The 18,748-nt window shown below is 47.1% G+C and carries 18 protein-coding genes; 15 read left to right on the top strand and 3 right to left on the bottom strand.

Going from position 1 to position 18,748, the window contains the following annotated elements; translation table 11 throughout:
• Positions 1 to 323: 323 nt before the first annotated feature.
• From CHI14_RS17350 to CHI14_RS17365, 3 genes are all read left to right on the top strand, one after another.
• Positions 324 to 1,253, top strand: coding sequence for an ADP-ribosylglycohydrolase family protein (locus CHI14_RS17350; protein ID WP_095289747.1), 930 nt, complete (start codon positions 324 to 326; stop codon positions 1,251 to 1,253).
• Positions 1,254 to 1,314: 61 nt separating this feature from the next.
• A complete protein-coding gene (locus CHI14_RS17355) occupies positions 1,315 to 2,550 on the top strand; it encodes an MFS transporter (protein WP_095289749.1) in 1,236 nt (411 codons plus the stop codon).
• Positions 2,551 to 2,986: 436 nt separating this feature from the next.
• Positions 2,987 to 3,895 (top strand): RCC1 domain-containing protein, encoded by a 909-nt coding sequence (locus CHI14_RS17365; protein ID WP_095289753.1) that lies wholly within the window; start codon positions 2,987 to 2,989, stop codon positions 3,893 to 3,895.
• A gap of 96 nt (positions 3,896 to 3,991) precedes the next feature.
• On the opposite strand, the gene CHI14_RS17370 is transcribed toward CHI14_RS17365, so the two are convergent.
• Entirely contained in the window at positions 3,992 to 6,370 is a 2,379-nt protein-coding gene (locus CHI14_RS17370; RefSeq protein WP_095289754.1) for an Ig-like domain repeat protein, read from the bottom strand.
• 273 nt (positions 6,371 to 6,643) lie between these two features.
• On the opposite strand from CHI14_RS17370, the gene CHI14_RS17375 reads away from it, so the two are divergent.
• From CHI14_RS17375 to CHI14_RS17390, 4 genes are all read left to right on the top strand, one after another.
• Positions 6,644 to 6,823, top strand: coding sequence for a hypothetical protein (locus CHI14_RS17375; protein WP_095289756.1), 180 nt, complete (start codon positions 6,644 to 6,646; stop codon positions 6,821 to 6,823).
• 213 nt (positions 6,824 to 7,036) lie between these two features.
• Complete coding sequence (gene sigK, locus CHI14_RS17380) at positions 7,037 to 7,735, top strand: RNA polymerase sporulation sigma factor SigK (protein WP_095289757.1); 699 nt, start codon at positions 7,037 to 7,039, stop codon at positions 7,733 to 7,735.
• 164 nt (positions 7,736 to 7,899) lie between these two features.
• On the top strand, positions 7,900 to 9,261 hold the full coding sequence (locus CHI14_RS17385) for an amino acid permease (RefSeq protein WP_095289759.1): 1,362 nt from the start codon (positions 7,900 to 7,902) through the stop codon (positions 9,259 to 9,261).
• A 377-nt stretch (positions 9,262 to 9,638) separates the two neighbouring features.
• A complete protein-coding gene (locus CHI14_RS17390) occupies positions 9,639 to 10,130 on the top strand; it encodes a GNAT family N-acetyltransferase (protein WP_249281157.1) in 492 nt (163 codons plus the stop codon).
• 37 nt (positions 10,131 to 10,167) lie between these two features.
• On the opposite strand, the gene CHI14_RS17395 is transcribed toward CHI14_RS17390, so the two are convergent.
• Both CHI14_RS17395 and CHI14_RS17400 read right to left on the bottom strand, forming a co-directional pair.
• Entirely contained in the window at positions 10,168 to 11,010 is an 843-nt protein-coding gene (locus CHI14_RS17395) for an alpha/beta hydrolase family protein (RefSeq protein WP_095289760.1), read from the bottom strand.
• A 53-nt stretch (positions 11,011 to 11,063) separates the two neighbouring features.
• Positions 11,064 to 11,486 (bottom strand): MarR family winged helix-turn-helix transcriptional regulator, encoded by a 423-nt coding sequence (locus tag CHI14_RS17400; protein ID WP_095289762.1) that lies wholly within the window; start codon positions 11,484 to 11,486, stop codon positions 11,064 to 11,066.
• 174 nt (positions 11,487 to 11,660) lie between these two features.
• Here CHI14_RS17400 and CHI14_RS17405 point away from each other — a divergent pair, with 174 nt between their 5' ends.
• The 8 genes from CHI14_RS17405 to CHI14_RS17440 all read left to right on the top strand — a co-directional run bounded on the left by CHI14_RS17405 (position 11,661) and on the right by CHI14_RS17440 (position 18,713).
• Positions 11,661 to 12,752, top strand: coding sequence for a FecCD family ABC transporter permease (locus CHI14_RS17405; RefSeq protein ID WP_212677003.1), 1,092 nt, complete (start codon positions 11,661 to 11,663; stop codon positions 12,750 to 12,752).
• A gap of 2 nt (positions 12,753 to 12,754) precedes the next feature.
• Positions 12,755 to 13,522 (top strand): ABC transporter ATP-binding protein, encoded by a 768-nt coding sequence (locus tag CHI14_RS17410; RefSeq protein ID WP_095289765.1) that lies wholly within the window; start codon positions 12,755 to 12,757, stop codon positions 13,520 to 13,522.
• A 386-nt stretch (positions 13,523 to 13,908) separates the two neighbouring features.
• The gene (locus tag CHI14_RS17415; RefSeq protein ID WP_141236701.1) at positions 13,909 to 14,274 is read left to right on the top strand and encodes a hypothetical protein; all 366 of its coding nucleotides are present in this window, start codon (positions 13,909 to 13,911) and stop codon (positions 14,272 to 14,274) included.
• 103 nt (positions 14,275 to 14,377) lie between these two features.
• Entirely contained in the window at positions 14,378 to 15,040 is a 663-nt protein-coding gene (rnhA, locus tag CHI14_RS17420) for a ribonuclease H (RefSeq protein ID WP_095289769.1), read from the top strand.
• A 200-nt stretch (positions 15,041 to 15,240) separates the two neighbouring features.
• On the top strand, positions 15,241 to 16,110 hold the full coding sequence (locus CHI14_RS17425; RefSeq protein WP_095289771.1) for an alpha/beta fold hydrolase: 870 nt from the start codon (positions 15,241 to 15,243) through the stop codon (positions 16,108 to 16,110).
• A 298-nt stretch (positions 16,111 to 16,408) separates the two neighbouring features.
• A complete protein-coding gene (locus CHI14_RS17430) occupies positions 16,409 to 17,398 on the top strand; it encodes a serine/threonine protein kinase (RefSeq protein WP_095289772.1) in 990 nt (329 codons plus the stop codon).
• A gap of 305 nt (positions 17,399 to 17,703) precedes the next feature.
• A complete protein-coding gene (imm48, locus tag CHI14_RS17435) occupies positions 17,704 to 18,144 on the top strand; it encodes an Imm48 family immunity protein (protein ID WP_095289774.1) in 441 nt (146 codons plus the stop codon).
• Positions 18,145 to 18,176: 32 nt separating this feature from the next.
• Positions 18,177 to 18,713, top strand: a complete 537-nt coding sequence (locus tag CHI14_RS17440) for an RNA 2'-phosphotransferase (RefSeq protein ID WP_095289775.1) — start codon at positions 18,177 to 18,179, stop codon at positions 18,711 to 18,713.
• Positions 18,714 to 18,748 lie beyond the last annotated feature (35 nt).

The raw sequence follows: 18,748 nt of genomic DNA on the forward strand, positions 1-18,748 counted from the left end.
ATTGTTTACATTGAAAATTTGCACATAAATGACGTGTTTTCAGAAAATGGCGAACGAGGCAAAGCGTTATGACCTATGCATGTAAGCGGTGTACTGAAAAAACGGTTTTCTTCGTTGTAAAAAAATAAACTTTTTTTTGAGATAAGGAGTGTAACAAGCGTTACCCCTTTTTCGACACATTTATAATAGAAGAAAGCCTATGGACATTTGTACGATTCGAAGAAGCCATGCTGCATCTTTTTAAAATTCTTTACGACAGAACAGCCCCTGTGGGAGAATGGAAGAGATATGTTGTAAATAAGAACGCAGAGGAGGGACCGGCGATGCTGGATAAGGATCGGTTCAATGGATGCTTACTTGGACTAGCGGCAGGAGATGCACTGGGAACGACAGTGGAGTTTAGCAGCCCAGGCACATTTGAGCCTGTAACCGATATTGTGGGGGGCGGTGTGTTTGGCTTGGCTCCCGGACAGTGGACGGATGACACGTCAATGGCGCTATGTCTGGCCGAAAGTCTGGTGAGAAAAGAACATTTTGATCCGGCGGATCAGATGCGCAGATACACGAATTGGTATGAAGTCGGCTACATGAGCAGTACCGGAACATGCTTTGATATCGGCGGGGCTACGCGAAATGCGCTGGAAAGGTTCAGGAAGACCGGAGAGCCTTACAGCGGATCTACCGATCCGATGACGGCTGGTAACGGATCAATTATGCGGCTTGCACCAGTCGCTATGGTGTATGCCAACCATCCGGAGGATGCTGTACATTATGCGAGGCTGAGCTCCCGCACGACACACGCAGCAGCGGAAAGCCTGGAAGCTTGCGAGGTGCTTGCGGCTATTCTGGTTGCAGGGCTGCACGGAGCAGACAAACACACCATGCTGCTGCCCGAGACATGCCGTCAGTGGAGGAGTGAGTCTTCTTTTACCCCTGCGATTGAAGAGGTTGTGCGTGGATCTTACCGCGATAAGGAACCGCCTGAAATTCAGGGAAGCGGCTATGTTGTCCGTTCGTTGGAGGCTGCTTTGTGGGCGTTCCATAAATCTTCCACATTTGAAGAAGGTGCACTGCTAGCCGTTAATCTCGGTGATGATGCGGATACAACCGGTGCGGTGTACGGTCAGATTGCTGGTGCTTATTATGGTCGGACCGGCATCCCGGCACAGTGGCAGAACAAGCTTGCGATGTTGGAAACGTTCGAGTCCTTAAACGAGGCGATGTGGCTAAAAGCAGCCCAAATGTCATCCTGAAATCGTAACTAGGAATATCCAAAAAAAGAGACAGAAGATGGACAGGAGAAGAGAAGATCATATGAACAAGACAGAACGACGTGCTTCGAAATCGGGAAAAGGAGGGGCATTTCCGTTATCCCTTCTATGCCTGACGGTAGGAGCATTCGCCATTGGAATGACTGAATTTATCATTATGGGATTGCTGCCGAATGTGGCTGCCGATCTGCATGTGAGCATTCCTCAAGCAGGGCAGTTGATTACGGGCTATGCCCTGGGTGTCGCGGTTGGCGCACCCATTCTGACCGTGTTTACCCATAAGATACCGCAGAAAAAACTGCTGATCCTGCTGATGTGCATTTTTATCATCGGTAACGCACTTTCCGTTATTGCACCAACGTATGGCTTGCTGATTTCAGCACGCATTTTGACGGCATTTGCACATGGTACGTTTCTTGGTGTAGGTTCACTCATGGCAACCCGCCTGGTTGCACCCGAGAGAAGAGCAGGCGCCGTCTCCGTTGTACTTGCAGGACTTACGATTGCGAATATTATTGGGGTACCCTTCGGTACATTTATCGGCCAACAGCTCGGATGGAGATCATCATTCGGTGCCATTACGATCCTGGGCATTATCTCATTGATTGGCATCATTCGATTCATTCCGGTTATTTCGCAAGGGGAGCCGGCGAACCTCGGACAGCAGTTCCGTAATCTTGTTCGTCCTCAGGTACTATTAATATTGCTCATTGGTGCCATGGGTTGTGGAAGCCTCTTCGCGGTATTTACGTATATTACACCCATGTTAGTGGATATCAGCGGATTTGCGGAGCAGAGTGTAACATGGATACTGGTACTGTTCGGCGTTGGTGTGACGCTCGGGAACATGCTGGGCGGCCGGCTGGCCGACTGGAAACTGATGCCGTCCCTGATGGTCAACTTCGGCGTGCTGGCTGTACTTTTGGCTGCACTCACTTTGACGCTGGAGAATCCATATCTGGCGGTCATTACAATCTTCTGCTGGGGTGTTGCGGCGTTCGGGATCATGCCGGGTCTGCAGATTCGAATCATGAATATGACTCGCGAAGCCCCGCTGCTTGCGACCACATCGAGCCACTCCGCGTTTAACCTGGGGAATGCAGGTGGAGCCTATATTGGCGGGTTCGCGATTACGCATACGGGACTTATTTCCGTCCCATTGTACGCAGCAGTCATCGCGGCTCTGGGTTTGCTTGGGCTTGTGATCAGTCTGGGGATGGAACGCAAACAGCGTTTGCCGGAAATCCCGGACGTTGTGGAGCCTGCAACGCTCAGTTGAGATTAGGGGAAGTAGATGGAAGGATGCAGCCTCTGCTCCGCAGTAATGTGGAGTGGAGGCTTCTTTGCAGTTTTAACTAGAAAAAGACAAACCATCCTGATTGAAGTATTATTGGTATAACATAACGGACACCATACAGGCCCTGAAAGGATCATTACAGTGAGGAAAATCATTAATTTTATTCTAGTTTTGCTGATCATCTGGGTAGCACTACTGTATCCTTTTCGTTTGGCTTGGTTTGAAGGTGTACTTCAGATTCCTGAAGATCTTCATGCTGTTTTCTTGGTTTTTTTGTTCTTTGGATATTTGATTTGTTCCTCGGGCACAGGACTTCTTCTGGGCAAGATGTGTTTCAGACAAAAAGAGGAGTAATTCCAGGTAAGCTAGTTTAGAAATGGCTGCGAAGGAGACTTCGCCTCAAGGGAGGTACTTCAGCATGGAACATGGTTCGCTGAATAAAGCGAGGTTGCAGGTGAAAAAGTGGCCCCAAGATCCGATCGCGGCGGGACGCCGTCATACCGTTGGGCTTACATCTGACGGTCTGGTGATGGCTGTTGGTGATAATAAAATGGGTCAATGTAAAGTCAGCGGCTGGCGGGATATCATTGCGGTCGCAGCAGGTAATGTACATATGGCGACAAATACAGGCAATGTCCACACCATCGCACTGAAATCGGATCGCACTGTGACGGCTGTCGGATGGAATAAGGATGGCCAGTGCGAGGTAAACGACTGGTACGATATTGTAGCCATTGCGGCGGGTTGGCGCCATACCATCGGTCTTCAGTCGGATGGTACGGTGGTTGCTGTGGGTCGGCATCAAGAAGGTCAATGCCAGGTAAGCCATTGGAATGATATGGTGGCGGTAACTGCAGGGGACTGGCATACCCTCGGCCTAGAAGCAGATGGAACAGTGCTGGCTGTAGGCAATAACCGATATGGCCAATGTGAAGTCAGTGGCTGGCGTAATGTTGTAATGGTCGCTGCGGGTTATCTCCATTCCGCTGGTCTGCAATCAGACGGTACGGTGCTCGCTGTGGGTAGTAATAAACATGGTCAATGCGATGTAGACTGCTGGCACGGGATGGTGGCGATTGCGGTGGGGAGTAATCATACCATCGGCCTTAAAGCGGACGGTACAGTTTCGGCTGCAGGCTGGAATACGTATGGCCAGTGTAATGTAAGTGACTGGCGCAATATTGTTGCCGTAGCGGCAGGTTGTGCCCATACCGTAGGGCTTAAATCAGACGGTACGTTGGTTGCTGTCGGTGATAATACATATGGACAATGTGATGTAAGCGGATGGCAAGGCATTTGTATGCCGGGGAATACTTTAACGAAATAAAAAACCGCTAACGTCATCTTTCGTTAGCGGTTTTTGAAATGTTATAAAGCAGTTAAAATAGATATTGGAAAGATTTCTTTGTCTTAACTGGAATCCTTACTTCAAACTTTCCAATGACTCTTTGATGGCTGGACTTAAACGATAAGTCTTCAAAATGGTTTCAATTGCTTCTGCACGCGTTGCTCCGCCGTTGGGGTCAAAGGAACGCTCATTTTTACCTTCGAAGATTCCCAGAGCAGCAGCTTTTCGGATGGCATCTGCACCAAATGCTCCATTCAAATCAGCAAATTGTACATTGGTTGTATCAATATTTAGGATAAGTGAATTCAATACACGTGTGATGATCAGAGCCATTTCCTGACGGGAAATGGTTTTTTCCGGACGGATGGTTCCGTCCTCGTATCCGTTCAATACGCCAACGGCTACAAGTCTCTTGAGGTCATTGGTAGACCAACGATTATTAATATCACCGTATGCTGCGAAATCCTCTTCATTCAGGTTGACTTCACGTGATGCCATATCCACAAACGCACGATTGATCATGGCTGCAAATTCTGCGCGGGTAATCTGTTCATCAGGCTCGAACCCGCCAGTAGGGTAACCTTTGATTACGCCCAGCTTGGTCAATTTTTCGATAGACGGTATCGCCCAATGTTGTTGAACATCACCAAACTGTAAGGTTACGAAGTCATCACCTTTGCTGAGGATCTCAGCGATTCTGGCTTGAACACCGGCAATTACGTTGCTATCTGCGTTCACCACCCGGCTTCTGAAAATATCGTTGGGATCCTGGTAATCCTCGGATTGTTCCGGCGTGCTTGGCTGCTCCGTTGTTGTTCCAGGTAGAGCTGGTTCTTGCGGTTTAGAACTAACAGGAGCAGTTGGGGTCGAACCTGAACCTGAACTCGAACCTGTCGTTGGACTGGATGGAGTTGTGTCACCACCTGGTACTGATGGTGGATTGGACGGTGTGCCACCGCTTCCTTGTACAACCTGCACCATTACTTCAGAGGTGCTGTCACCTACACTGTGTCTGACATCGCCGTAATATTTAGCCGTGATCGGATGATCTCCGACACTTAGATCACTTGTAGTGAAATAGGCTTTGGCCACACCATTCGCAACACCGTCCGGCCACATGGCAAGTGTAGCTAATTCCGTGTCGCCATCCATGAGGATTACAGATCCTGCAATATCTCGGGATATTTGTGGTTTTGTTTCTGTTCTTACGTAAAAGGTTACCGCGTCTCCATACTTGGATGGGTTCAGATAACTGGTAACCTTCGTCACCGTCGGGTGTTCTGTTGCAGAAGCTGCTTCAGCTGTTATCGTTTGGGTTAGCGGAGCTGAAGTGCTGCCCTTGAAGGTGCGGTTTCCATTGTACTCCGCGGTAATCTGATGATCTCCAGCACTTAAGCTTCTTACGGAATAAAATGCGAGATCCGGTTTGGTTACATCCGTTCCGACCTCAGCAGTACCCAGTACGATATCCCCATCCTTGAATGTAACCGTGCCTGTAGGCATGTCGTACGTATCCTTATAGTTTCTGCTGACTCTCGCCATAAACGCAACGGGCTCTCCTTCTGAGGCCGGGTTACGTGTGCTTTCAATCGTAACGGTCGTATTAAACAGGTTTTCACTACTCTCCGGAGGAATTGTGCCTTCTCCATTTGATGGTGTAGGGGTTGGCACTGGCGTATTGGTACCATTTCCTTCGGCCACTTGGAGCACTATATCTGAGACACTATCAGCGATACCGTATCTGGTATCACCATAATATTTAGCTCTAATGTGGTGTTCTCCAACACTTAGGTCGCTTAACGTATATGACGTTCTTGCATGACCGTTGGAAACCCCTTTAGGAAACATCGGAAGCGCAGCTAATTCCTTGTCGCCGTCCATAAGGATGACCGTTCCAGCGATATCCTGGTAAAATTGCGGGTTTGTTTGGGTGCTAATGTCAAGCGTAAACGGTTCCCCAGACCGTGGAGGATTGAGGTAAGTAACTTCCGTAACCGTCGGATGTTCTGAAGGAGATGTCGCTGTAGTGGAAACCGTTTGTAAAATTGGATTGGAGATACTGCCGTTAAATGTGCTGTTGCCACTATACTCGGCTGTGATCTGATGTTCTCCGGCCTCCAGATTTCTTACCGAAATCAGTGCTCTGCTAGGGATGGAATCATTTACCACACTTGCAGTGCCAATTACGGTGTCCCCATCTTTCAAAGTCACTGTACCCGTTGGATCCTCACGAACAGTAGAAGAACTATCCCGATGGATCGATGCTACAAAGGTGACAGGATCGGTTTCTGTGGCTGGGTTGCGCGTACTCTGGATCGTAATGGTGGTACTAACGAGTGATGTACTGTCCCCCGGAGAATTTGTACCTGCTTCTGCGTAAACAGCAGAGGCAGAAGTAACCGTCAGTACGGTTACAAGCAGAGTGCTTACCTTTTTTTTGAGCGTTGAGAACATTTGACCTGACTTCCCCTTCGGAGTAATTTATCGTTTCTGCATGTATGAAATATATACATGATTACGCAAGGAACATAGATAATATCGTCATAATTTGTCGAAAGTTTAGTTTTATTGTCGAAAAATCAACTAACTCCCTTTATTAAACATTTTGTATCCTGCGAGTTGCCTCTTTAAGAGGTGGATTTTGGGTCATTAGCGGAGAACCGATTAGACTTATATCCAGAAGCTTAATAATCATTAATATCATTTTTTCCAAGAGAAGGTGACCGTTTGTACTACTATAAAGGCGCATTCAGAGGCGCAGATAATTTTATCTATTTCAAAAGCGATGTGCCATTAGCCGAGAATGATGTTGTGATATTGGGAGAGAAAAAGTATTTCATTGAGAGTGTCCAAAAAGAATTTCTGCTCCTGCAGAAGGTTGGCTCCATTGTTGAAGTGAGTACGTAATACTCATGCCATAGGATAGACTGACAAAGGCAAGCATTAAGCAGCAGCGTTCTCCATCATAAATATCCCTTAAATATCCATTAAATCATCGAGGAAACGTTCCCTTTTTCAAGTGTACGTGCACTTCTGGGCCCCTGCCTACATACAATAGATCGACCCTGTTCCTTCACGTGCTCAGGCCAGATCGTTGTAAAACTGCAGGAGGTGTCATCTGTGCCCGGATTGTTTACCGCAATTGCCCTGTTCATCAAGGAGTTAACGCTGCTCGTCTCGTATGTCAAAAATAATGCGTTTCCCCAGCCCCTGGCTGAGGACGAAGAAGCCAAACACCTGCGCCTCATGGCTGAAGGCAACGCCCACTCCCGCAACTTGCTCATTGAACACAATCTGCGCCTTGTTGCGCATATCGTCAAGAAGTTCGACAATACGGGTGAAGATCTGGAAGATCTGATCTCGATCGGAACGATCGGATTGATCAAGGCCATCGAAAGCTTTCAGCAAGGCAAAGGAACCAAACTCGCCACATTTGCGGCCCGCTGTATAGAGAATGAAATCCTGATGCACCTTCGGTCCCTGAAGAAAACACGCAAAGACGTCTCCCTTCATGATCCCATTGGAACGGACAAAGAGGGCAATGAAATTACGTTAATCGATATCCTTGGAACCGAAGCGGATGATGTCGTAGACAAGGTGCAGCTTAAGATTGAAAAAAGTAAAATCTACCGTAATCTCGACATTCTCGATGACCGGGAGAAGGAAGTCGTCATTGGCCGATTCGGCCTCGAGGCAGGTGGGGAAGAACGGACCCAACGCGAAATTGCCAAGGAACTCGGCATCTCCCGTTCGTATGTTTCACGGATCGAGAAACGGGCGCTAATGAAACTGTATCATGAGTTCTATAAGCAAAAATAACGATGACCCAAAGTAGAGGGCGCCTTGTTAGAAGAGGTGGCCCCTTTGGCGTGAAAAAAATCATAAATGAAGGATATGTATTCTGGTCAGATTATTATATGATGTGTTGTATACAAGTTTCAGCAACCTAGAGAGCATGTGCAGAAAGAGAGTGGTGGTTTACCATGCAGCAAGAAACATTAACACGGGGATTAAAGAACAGGCATGTCCAGCTTATGGCGATTGGAGGTGCGATTGGGACAGGCCTTTTTCTGGGGGCGGGCAAGACGATTCAACTGACAGGACCGTCCATCCTGCTGGCGTATATCATCACAGGTGTGGTTTTGTTTTTGATCATGCGTGCATTGGGGGAACTGTTGTTAAGCAACCTGCAGTATCACTCCTTTGTGGATTTCGTGCGTGATTACCTGGGAAATATGGCGGCGTTTATTACAGGCTGGACCTACTGGTTCTGCTGGATTTCCATCGCTATGGCGGACATTACGGCTGTCGGCATGTATACGCAGTTCTGGTTTCCGAATGTACCGCAATGGATGCCCGGTTTAATTGCACTGGTCATTTTGTTAGTCATGAATCTGGCAACGGTGAAGCTGTTTGGCGAGATGGAATTTTGGTTTGCCTTAATCAAAGTCATTGCCATTCTGGCCCTTATTGTTGTCGGTCTATATATGATATTTAAAGGTTTTACCACAGATCAGGGGACGGCAAGCTTCACCAATCTGTGGAGTCATGGGGGATGGTTCCCGAATGGCATGCATGGCTTCATTATTTCGTTCCAGATGGTAGTGTTCGCTTTTGTCGGCATGGAGCTGGTCGGACTGACCGCAGGGGAGACGGAGAATCCGGAGAAGGTTATTCCGAAAGCCATTAACCAAATTCCGATCCGTGTGCTGCTCTTCTATGTGGGTGCATTGCTGATTATTATGAGCATCTATCCGTGGAAAGCGATTGTGCCGAGTGAAAGTCCCTTTGTACAGGTGTTTGCAGCTGTAGGTATTGCGGCCGCCGCCGGGATCGTGAATTTCGTGGTGCTGACATCTGCAGCTTCGGCGTGCAACAGTGCCATTTTCAGTACAAGCCGTATGGTCTTCTCCATGGCCAAGGATCGGAATGCACCAGAATCCCTTGCCCGCCTGAATGGCCGAAAGGTACCTTCCAATGCACTCTTTTTCTCGACGCTGGTTATTCTGGTTGCCATTATCCTGAATTATGTCATGCCAGAGGGCGTGTTCACACTGATCACCAGTGTATCGACCGTTTGCTTTATCTTTGTCTGGGGCATTATGGTGATTTGTCACCTGAAATACCGCCGTACCCAGCCGGAGATCGCTAGCCGGAGTCACTTCAAGCTGCCGCTTTATCCATTTTCCAACTACTTGATTTTGGCTTTCCTGGTGTTTGTGCTGGTTGTTCTGGCATTGGCAGAGGATACGCGGGTGGCGCTGTTTGTTACGCCGGTGTGGTTTATTCTCATGGCAGGGATCTATCTGTTCCAAAAAAGAAGTGCAACCACAACGCAAGGTTAATGCGCTAACGGTCTCAATGCGGATGAGATACCGTGTACTCTGGAAGAAGTAAAACGAAAACCGTCCATCCTTGATGGGCGGTTTTTTATGTTTTTAAAGTGACCATTTCTCATCTGAATGAAGTTAGTAGCCATATTTTGAGATGAATCGGATGCAGAAGCACCTACAACTGCCCGGTAAAAATGATTACGTTTTGCACCAAAAGGAGTCTATACCGATAGCTCATTAACTTGTAATATGTTTTATATAAACCAGAAGGAGGTGGACAGTGATCATGCAAGAAAAAGTTGTTGTTCTGGAAGGGAAAAGGGTAACTCTTGTACCTATGGAAAACAGCCACAAGGCGGAATTAATTTCGTGTCTTATTCACACCAGAAGTGTGGGAATTCACCTGGCGAACGATCCATACACCTGAAGAACTTGATCAAGTACTGACGCTTGCACTGGACAATAAAGAGAACGGATCACAGCTTCCCTTCACCATTGTGGATCAAGCGACAGGAGCGATCATTGGAACTACCCGAATAGGCGATCTTGACATGGGGAACCGAAATGCTGAGATTGGATGGACCTGGCTTGCACCTGACTATTGGCGGACGGGAGTAAATACAGAGTGTAAATATCTTTTGCTGCAATATTGCTTTGATGAACTGAATTTAATGCGGGTACAGTTCTCCGTAAGCGGACAAAATGTCCGATCGCAACGAGCCGTTGAACGAATCGGAGCCAAGAAAGAAGGCATATTCCGTAAGCACAGAATAAAGGAGGACGGTTCGGTTCATGACAATATTTTTTACAGCATCATAGACAATGAATGGGCAGATGTAAAAGAGAAACTTTTGTGTTTATTATCCAAAACATATACATAGTCTAGTCACTAATGGGGCGAAGGATATTTCGCCAATGTTAACTGGAGAAATCACTCTTTTTCCGCTGAAGCCACTCTAGGATAATCTCGACTGCTTCAATATACCTTTGACCGACGAGCAAACCGGTATGTGTCGTGTGCCATAGACCGGCATATTCCGCACGAAGCTGCTCTGCAGTTAATCTGCCTCGCAGGTCCTCTTCCTCACTGGACACGGCCTTGATTACGAGACTAGGGCATGTAATGGACTCACCGTTAATGGATACCACGTCCTCACCACCAAAGAACGCGGAGAATGTGCTGAAGGCCAGTGACGATTCCATGGCCAAATATTTGCGTTGGAAAGCGATGTCCTCTGCCGATTCATCTATGCTGGTCAGCTCATGATGAACGGGCGCAGGAACGACGAGGCCAGGCGTTATGCGATCCACTTCAGCATATGGCACGGAGCGAAGAACCTCCTGGCTCAGACTGGAATCGATCACGACCAACCCTCGAAGGGGAGAGCTTTCTGCAAGCTTTTGACTAAGAATGCCACCCATGCTGAATCCGATGAGGATAGGCGGCTCCCCGCACTCAGTAATGATTTCCTGAATATCCTCCAGGTAATCCTCGAAGGTCACCCGGGTCATGTCCTGCACCCTGCTCTTGTAGTGACTTCTCAGATTCATCACATAACAGGTCCAGCCCTGTTGAACGAAATGAGGGATGTATTTGCTCCACATCCAGCTGCCTGTATAGGCACCGTGAACGAATAGGAGAGGGGGTCTGTGATTGCTTCTCCCTTTAATTTCAGCTCCCTCAAAGATCTCTAGATACAAATCCTGTTCCCCAATGTATTGTACGGTATGGTCAGGCAGGGACTTGGTGTAGTCCTTCATGTATAATTCCTCCTTCAATTTAGTTTTATATCAAACTATTTATCCAAAAAAATTTAGAAGTTGCTGTGAATTTTCATCAAAATTCGAAGCAGTTCCTCTTTCTCTGTTTCTGTGATATCCGCGTAAAAGACATTCAGCAGGTTCTGGGAGATCTCTTCGAAGACGGGCTTGAGATCCTCGCCTTTAGATGTCAAGGCAACATGAACAACACGCGTATCTTCGTCACTTCTCTCCTTGATGACGTATCCCATGCGAACCAGCTTGTCGACAAGTGCTGTGACGGTAGATTTGTCCTTGCCAATTTTTTTGGCGATCTCCGCCATGGTCATCTGAGGTCGGTGGTACAGAGCATAGATAATGTCGCCGTGTGAAGTGGCAATATCCTGAACCCCGTGCTTGGTCATCTCGGATACGATAAAACGGTTGGAACTCTCTTTAATTTTGGATATGAGTGATATAGCATCTCTTGTTTTCATAAACCCAATATAGTTTTATATCAAACCATTGTCAAGGGATTTGTTGTGTTTTTATAATTGACAAAGATAATCATTCTCAATTATAATCCGATCAAAAGCACTGTAAATAGCTACATTTTGAGATCTTACATTTTCGTGGAAGTGATGGGGGAAGAAATGGCACAAACAGTTCAGATGCAGACACAGCACGTGGGTAAACCCAAGTCTTTGATTCACAGCAAATCCGGTTTCGCATTACTTCTTGCAGCACTGGTTGTATTCATGCTTGTATCGGTGGGGATAGCGGTATCCATAGGTCAGGTGCATATTCCGCTGGCCGAGTCCTATCGTATTCTGCTCTACAAAATAACGGGCTTTCAGCTTGGAGCAGCGCCAATTGAAGCCGGTTCCTTTACCGATATCATCTGGCAGATTCGTTTTCCGCGTGTATTAATGGCCATGTTTATCGGAGCAGGCCTGGCGCTCTGTGGTGCCGTCATGCAGGCTGCTGTGCAGAATCCACTCGCTGATCCTTACATATTAGGTATATCCTCAGGAGCTTCACTCGGAGCAACGTTTGCGATTTTGATCGGATTCGGCTCCATTAGCTGGCTAGGTCAAACGGGTGTAGCCTTTTGGGCCTTTGCCGGTGCCATGGGTGCATCCTTGCTGGTACTTACACTTGCAGGGATCCGGGGCAAAATGACATCCGTCAAGCTGGTACTTGCCGGGATGGTCATTAACGCACTGTGCAGTGCGTTCTCGAACTTTATCATTTACTTTGCAAACAATGCTGAAGGCATTCGAACCGTCACCTTCTGGACGATGGGCAGCCTCGCGGCTTCGGGCTGGAACAAGCTCCCGCTGATCAGTATTGTCGTTCTGGTAGCGATTCTGTTCTTCCTGCTGCAATCGCGTGTGCTTAATACGATGCTGCTCGGGGATGAGGCGGCTGTGACGCTGGGCATTAATCTTAGTGTATATCGCAGACTGTACATGCTGTTAACGGCACTTGTAACGGGGGTTATGGTATCGAGCTGCGGGATGATCGGTTTTGTGGGACTCATTATTCCGCATATCGTAAGAGGTATGGTTGGCTCAGACCATCGCAAAGTCATGCCTGTGTCGGTATTATTCGGGGCCATTTTTCTCATTTGGACGGATGTCATCGCAAGATCTCTGATATCCAGCGTTGAACTGCCGATTGGAATTATTACGGCCATGATTGGTGCACCGATGTTTATGTATATGCTGGTCAAAAAAGGCTACGGTTTTGGAGGAAAATAACCATGAAACTGAACGTAGAAAATGTATCCATATCGGTGCTGAATACGGACATCATCCGAAATATTTCGTTACAGGTAAACGACAAGCAATTTGTCGGAATCATTGGACCGAACGGTTGCGGCAAGTCAACGCTGCTCAAGAGCATCTATAAAGTGATCAAACCACAGCAGGGAAGCGTATTACTCGGCGATAAGGACATTCTCAAATCCAGTCCGAAGATCGTCTCCCGGCATATGGGTGTTGTGGGGCAGTTCAACGAACTGAGCTTTGATTTTACGGTGCGTGAGATGGTCATGATGGGCAGGACACCACACAAAAAGCTGCTGGAAACCGATAATCAGCAGGATGTCGAGATTGTGGAGCAGGCGCTTGAAAAGGTACATCTGTCCGGACATGCGGACCGCAATTACGTGTCTTTGTCCGGTGGAGAGAAGCAGCGTGTCATCCTGGCCCGTGTACTGGCACAGCAGCCTGAATTTCTCATTTTGGACGAGCCGACCAATCATCTGGACATCAAGTACCAGCTTCAAATTCTTAATATTGTACGAGGCTTGGATATTGGTATCCTCGCAGCACTACATGATCTCGAACTGGCAGCCGAATACTGCGATTATCTGTATGTGGTGAAGCGGGGACAGATCGTGGTTCATGGTAAACCCGCTGATATATTGACACGTGAGATGATCGGGGAAGTGTTCGAAGTAGATTGTGAAATTTACGAAAATCCGGTTACGGGTGGATTGGGCATAGCCTATCTGAGTACACGCTAATGCAAAAAAAGTAAAACAAGAGTAGATCCACAGATGAGTGGATAAAAAACAGACCGTATTCTGCATGAGCAATGTTGTGTTGCTGGCAGGAACGGTCTTTTTGTGGAGCTGCGAGAATGGGTTACTGCAATTTGGGGTCGATAGGTTTGGAGTGAATGCCCTTGCTGACTTCTTCAAATATATCAGTGGAGTAGCTCGTGTATCTGCTTTGTGCTTAGCCTGTTCGAGATAGGGAAGGATTATACAGTTAATAGGAATTCACAGATGGTGGGGAAAATAGTCCCAAAAACAAAAGGACCATTATACTACGTTTCAAATGAGGAAAACGACCGATGTTATTAAGGAGGTTCCTTTCTGCTAACAAACGAGGAGTGATACAACGTACGATGCATACGAAGATAATACAGGAACTTCTTTCCGAGGAAGATTCCGAAGAGGCGTTACAAGATGATAGAGCCGTCGAGACTTTGATTCAAGCGATCATGGACCCCGGAACATCGGGAAGCAGGGGAACATTCTTATACGCTCTTGAACATTTGGATTACATATTACATATAGAGCACATTATTCCGTTTATAGGTGATACCAATCTAGAAGTGTGTGCACAATCATTTATGCTGTTGGAGCAGCTAAAGAATAAGCTATCCGACGAGCAAATACTTACGTGTGAGCAAGTCATTGAGCAACAAATCAGACATAATGAAAGAAAGCTTCTCGTCGTAGCCTTGGACATGGTGCGGAGCTGGAAGTAAAAGTGACGGTGAACTGAACGATTGTCTGTCCAATGCTTTCATTCACCCCTTCCTTTCGTTTACAATAGGGTATTGATTGCAGCAAACGAAGGAGCGGGTAACGATGGCGAAACAGAAATACTATGTCGTCTGGGAAGGCAAGAAGCCAGGTGTGTATAACACGTGGGCAGAATGCAAAGCACAGACGGATCATTTTACCGGAGCAAAATATAAATCATACGAATCCAGATCAGCAGCCGAAGAGGCCTATCGTGCCGGGTGGAAAGGGAACTGGGGAACGGGCTCGAGTGGAGCAGGTGGTTCTTCCAAAAGCAAATCGGTCAGCAGCGGCAGAAGCGCAGGGATGGAGACATCGGAGGAAGTGGACTACGACAGTATTTCGGTTGACGTGGGCACACGCGGAAATCCGGGACCTGTAGAATATAAAGGTGTGGATACACGCACGGGAGAGATTATTTTCTCCGTAGGACCGATTTCCAAGGGAACGAACAACCTGGGTGAGTTTTTGGCTATCGTCCATGCCTTGGCGCATCTCAAAAAAGAAGGAAGCAACAAGACCGTGTATACCGATTCGGTGAATGCCATGAAGTGGCTGAAGCAAAAGAAAGTATCCACCACGCTAGCTCGGGATAACTCAACGGAAGAGATCTGGCTCATGATAGACCGTGCGGAGCAATGGCTGCGTACGAATACGTACAGCAATAAAGTGTTGAAATGGCAGACGAAACAGTGGGGCGAAATCAAGGCGGATTATGGGCGGAAATAAGTAAAGATCCTGTACGTATGTTCCATTATATGTAGTCTATTAGAAACGATATTTACAATTTCCAGTTTCCATTCTATAATCATCTGAATACGTTAAGTTACACATATGGAGGAGCCTGTCATCTGCAGGCCCTCTTTATCTTTTTGGTCCATCCCTTTTTGTCAAATTAGAGGGTAGAGTACACATTGCAGGAGGCAGACATGAGTTCCATTTATAGAAGTGAAGAAGGCAAGAGCAGTATTCTGGAGGATTATGAAGCCTATCTGGAGAATCTGGGCGAGGGCGTTGAGCGGGAATATGTCGAGACACGTTTTGGTCAAACGCATGTATTGCTGACAGGACCGGAAAACGGGAAACCGCTGTTTATTCTCCAAGGCGGAAACTGTGTGAATCCGATGACGTTGTCTTGGTTTTCTTCCTTATTCAAGGATTACCGAATTATTGCTCCCGATACGATCGGTCACCCCGGTTACAGTGAAGAGACACGAATCTCGGCGAGGTTTGACAGTTTGGCCTTTTGGGTTTCCGACTTGCTGGACCACTATAAGATTGAAAAAAGTGCGTTTATCGGGCCTTCTTTTGGCGGTGGGATTATCCTTAGACTGGCTACCTATATTCCGGAGCGTATTGCATGTTCCGTTTTGGTATCGCCTGCGGGATTGGCTGTGGGTTCGAAATTTAAAACAGCTCAGGACATTGTTCTTCCACTTGTGAAATACCGGATGACTTCTTCGCCATCTTCTTTGCAAAAAATTACAGGCACCATGTCATGCAACTGCATGAAGGAAATGGATAAAAATATCATGGGCAAAATCTTCAAATACGTCAGCATGGAGCAGGATAACCCTAAGCTTACGGAACGGGAAGAGCTGGTGAATTATACGTCGCCAACGCTGCTGCTGGTCGGAGAGAAGGATGTCTTTTTCCCTGGGGATAAGGTCATTGAACGAGCTCAGAAAATTATTCCGAATGTACAAGCGATCAAGTACGACACGGGTCATTTTCCTTCACAGGATGTGCTCATTCAGATGAACGAGGAGATTCGCAAGTTTTTACTACAAAACTATTAATATAGCACAGGCACGGGCGGATCAAAGGTTTCAAGTCTATTGAAATAATCCGCCCGATCTGTCGATAACAGAATGAGATAAGTAGTTTAAGATTCAACTGAAATTTTGTAATTCTATCAGGTATATACTAGTATTGAGTAGGGTATCGTAATTCATTTTATATTTCCACATAAGTGTGTTTCAAATGGCTATGATTGGTTTATATAGATGGTTGGCGATGAAACGCCTGCTGATTAGAACAGAGTAATGCAACATGAGGCAAGTCTTCCGATTGACAAGGTTGAAAAGAGGGTCTGTTATGAGAAAAGACAATTACAAAATGGCACTGCAGCGCAATGTCATTCTAAACGATACATATCAGGTAAGACAGGTACTCGCCAGCAGCGAGCTGGCTATTGTATATGCGGGAAGAGACAAAAATACAGGGGCAAAGATCGCCATTAAGGAATTTTTCCCGCAGAGGCTGGCTTCGCGGCAATCGGACAAGCGGGGAGTGTACTGTTCTTCGCGCGGTTTCGGCGGGCAGTATCAGGAACTGCTTGCTTCCTTTCTGGTAGAAGGCGAATTGTTGTCCGGCCTGAGTCATCCTCATATCATTACGTACATAGACCACTTTGAAGAAAATGATACAGGGTATCTGATTACCGAATACTGCAGTGGGATGATGCTGAACGAGTATTTGCAAGAAAATGATCATGCCCTGGACCCTGCATTTATTCAAGGGACACTGCTACCTCTGGTCGATACGCTGGATTACATTCATAAACAAGGCATTCTTCACCGGGATGTGAAGCCTTCCAACATTATGATTATGGAGGACGGAACGCCGAAGCTGCTGGATTTCGGTTCGGCTGCTCGCTGGCCGATGCAATCTGGGGATAAACAGGCCATTTTCACATCTTCCGGATATTCACCACTTGAATTCTATTCCGAAAAATCCAGTCAGGGGCCGATGTCAGACATCTATAGTCTGTCAGCTCTTCTTCACTATTGGACATGCGGACAGCCTCCATTGGACGTGAAAAAGCGGCTGTTCCAGGATGAATTACCATCTGTTCGCAGTCACAATACCTATGTGAACCCATGGCTTGCCCGTGTCATTCACTGGGGACTGACGGTCCGCTCCGAGAAACGCTGTGCTTCGCTCGCCTGGGTGAGAAGATCTCTGCGGGTTCAGGCGCTAATGTGGAAATTACGCAAACCAGGCACGTTGGAATGGACACTCGCAGAGAATGAACATACTCAAGTCTATGACCTGGAAACGGGCAAAAAGCACGAGACGGCGTGAAATACAAGAAGATACAAAGTGATTTTATAGATATGGAATTTGTATATTTAGGACAGCAAAAAGCCAAACCGACTCGGAAACGTGGAGATTTGGCTTTTATATTTATTTATAATGGAGATATGGAAGCTGAACCAATCGCAAGACCAACAAAGACGAGGTAATGCAGCTATTTTAAGTTTGAACGCTAGATTAGAAGACAGATTATACTTTAATGATTTGAAACGAGCACTATACCTCCGATACAATGTGGTCAGAAAGTCTGAGAGAGTTGGCTCAAATAAGGCTGAGAAATGGAGAACTACAATATGACTGATTTTATTAACGCAGAAGATATTAACGACGTCATTCTGGCAGCGGCTGCCTCCGAGCTGGAGCAGATGGTGGACCGGATTTGCGAATTGATCGGCACGCCCTTGGGGCAGACAACAGAGCTGGAGCGGCAGGTTATCGCTGCATTCGGTTTTGGAGCTGTATACGGCATCACTCATCGGGATCAACTAGGAGAGTCCCAGGCTCACGCACTGAGCATTCGTATGTTGATCAAGCCATTTAACTACAGTGAGCAGCAGGCAGTGGACTTTGCCGACGATCTGATCCGGGTAGCCTCGGACCGGGAGGCGCATCCAGTAATGAACACGATTATTCATCGTGGGATTGACGGCCACCGTCAATTTAACCAGGAAGACGATGAAGGACTGGCTCGCAATATTCAGGAGATTTTGACTGCGGTACAACCGGAGAGATAGAAGAGAGTTACTAGATTCGGGAGATGATCGGGATGGATTTGATGAAACTAAGCAAAGAGCTCTCTTATGCACTGCGGCATGCCCCCTGGGAATATGAGCTGGAGCTGGATGAAGAGGGCTGGGTGGAGATCTCGCAGTTGCTCGTGGCACTGCATGAAAGTCCGCAGTGGAAAGAAGTAACGGAAGCGGATCTGGAGCAGATGATTGAGACATCGGAGAAAAAGCGACATGAAATCCGTTCCGGTCGCATCCGGGCATTATATGGTCATTCCACTCCGCAGAAGATATCCAAAACCCCTGCGGACCCACCGGCAACGCTGTATCATGGTACACCGGTTCGCGCGGTGCCTTCGATTATGGAGCAGGGATTGCAGCCGCGACAGCGGCAGTATGTGCACTTGTCGGCAGATATGAATACGGCCGAACAGGTAGGACGCAGACGTGATGATCAGCCTGTAATCCTGAAAATTAATGCCGCGCAGGCAGCCAATGATGGGATCCTCTTTTATCATGGTAACGAAAATATCTGGCTCGCTGATCACATACCTGCACGCTATATCGACCGCTGACAAGAATATTGCCCGCGAGTGAAATAGATTATCAT

The sequence above is a fragment of the Paenibacillus sp. 7516 genome, from assembly GCF_002272715.1.
GTDB lineage: Bacteria > Bacillota > Bacilli > Paenibacillales > Paenibacillaceae > Paenibacillus > Paenibacillus illinoisensis_A.

Coding starts and splice junctions, on each gene's coding strand:
- CHI14_RS17350 (WP_095289747.1), top strand. CDS start 324: ATGCTGGATAAGGATCGGTTCAATGGATGCTTACTTGGACTAGCGGCA.
- CHI14_RS17355 (WP_095289749.1), top strand. CDS start 1,315: ATGAACAAGACAGAACGACGTGCTTCGAAATCGGGAAAAGGAGGGGCA.
- CHI14_RS17365 (WP_095289753.1), top strand. CDS start 2,987: ATGGAACATGGTTCGCTGAATAAAGCGAGGTTGCAGGTGAAAAAGTGG.
- CHI14_RS17370 (WP_095289754.1), bottom strand. CDS start 6,370: ATGTTCTCAACGCTCAAAAAAAAGGTAAGCACTCTGCTTGTAACCGTA.
- CHI14_RS17385 (WP_095289759.1), top strand. CDS start 7,900: ATGCAGCAAGAAACATTAACACGGGGATTAAAGAACAGGCATGTCCAG.
- CHI14_RS17395 (WP_095289760.1), bottom strand. CDS start 11,010: ATGAAGGACTACACCAAGTCCCTGCCTGACCATACCGTACAATACATT.
- CHI14_RS17400 (WP_095289762.1), bottom strand. CDS start 11,486: ATGAAAACAAGAGATGCTATATCACTCATATCCAAAATTAAAGAGAGT.
- CHI14_RS17405 (WP_212677003.1), top strand. CDS start 11,661: ATGCAGACACAGCACGTGGGTAAACCCAAGTCTTTGATTCACAGCAAA.
- CHI14_RS17410 (WP_095289765.1), top strand. CDS start 12,755: ATGAAACTGAACGTAGAAAATGTATCCATATCGGTGCTGAATACGGAC.
- CHI14_RS17415 (WP_141236701.1), top strand. CDS start 13,909: ATGCATACGAAGATAATACAGGAACTTCTTTCCGAGGAAGATTCCGAA.
- rnhA (WP_095289769.1), top strand. CDS start 14,378: ATGGCGAAACAGAAATACTATGTCGTCTGGGAAGGCAAGAAGCCAGGT.
- CHI14_RS17425 (WP_095289771.1), top strand. CDS start 15,241: ATGAGTTCCATTTATAGAAGTGAAGAAGGCAAGAGCAGTATTCTGGAG.
- CHI14_RS17430 (WP_095289772.1), top strand. CDS start 16,409: ATGAGAAAAGACAATTACAAAATGGCACTGCAGCGCAATGTCATTCTA.
- imm48 (WP_095289774.1), top strand. CDS start 17,704: ATGACTGATTTTATTAACGCAGAAGATATTAACGACGTCATTCTGGCA.
- CHI14_RS17440 (WP_095289775.1), top strand. CDS start 18,177: ATGGATTTGATGAAACTAAGCAAAGAGCTCTCTTATGCACTGCGGCAT.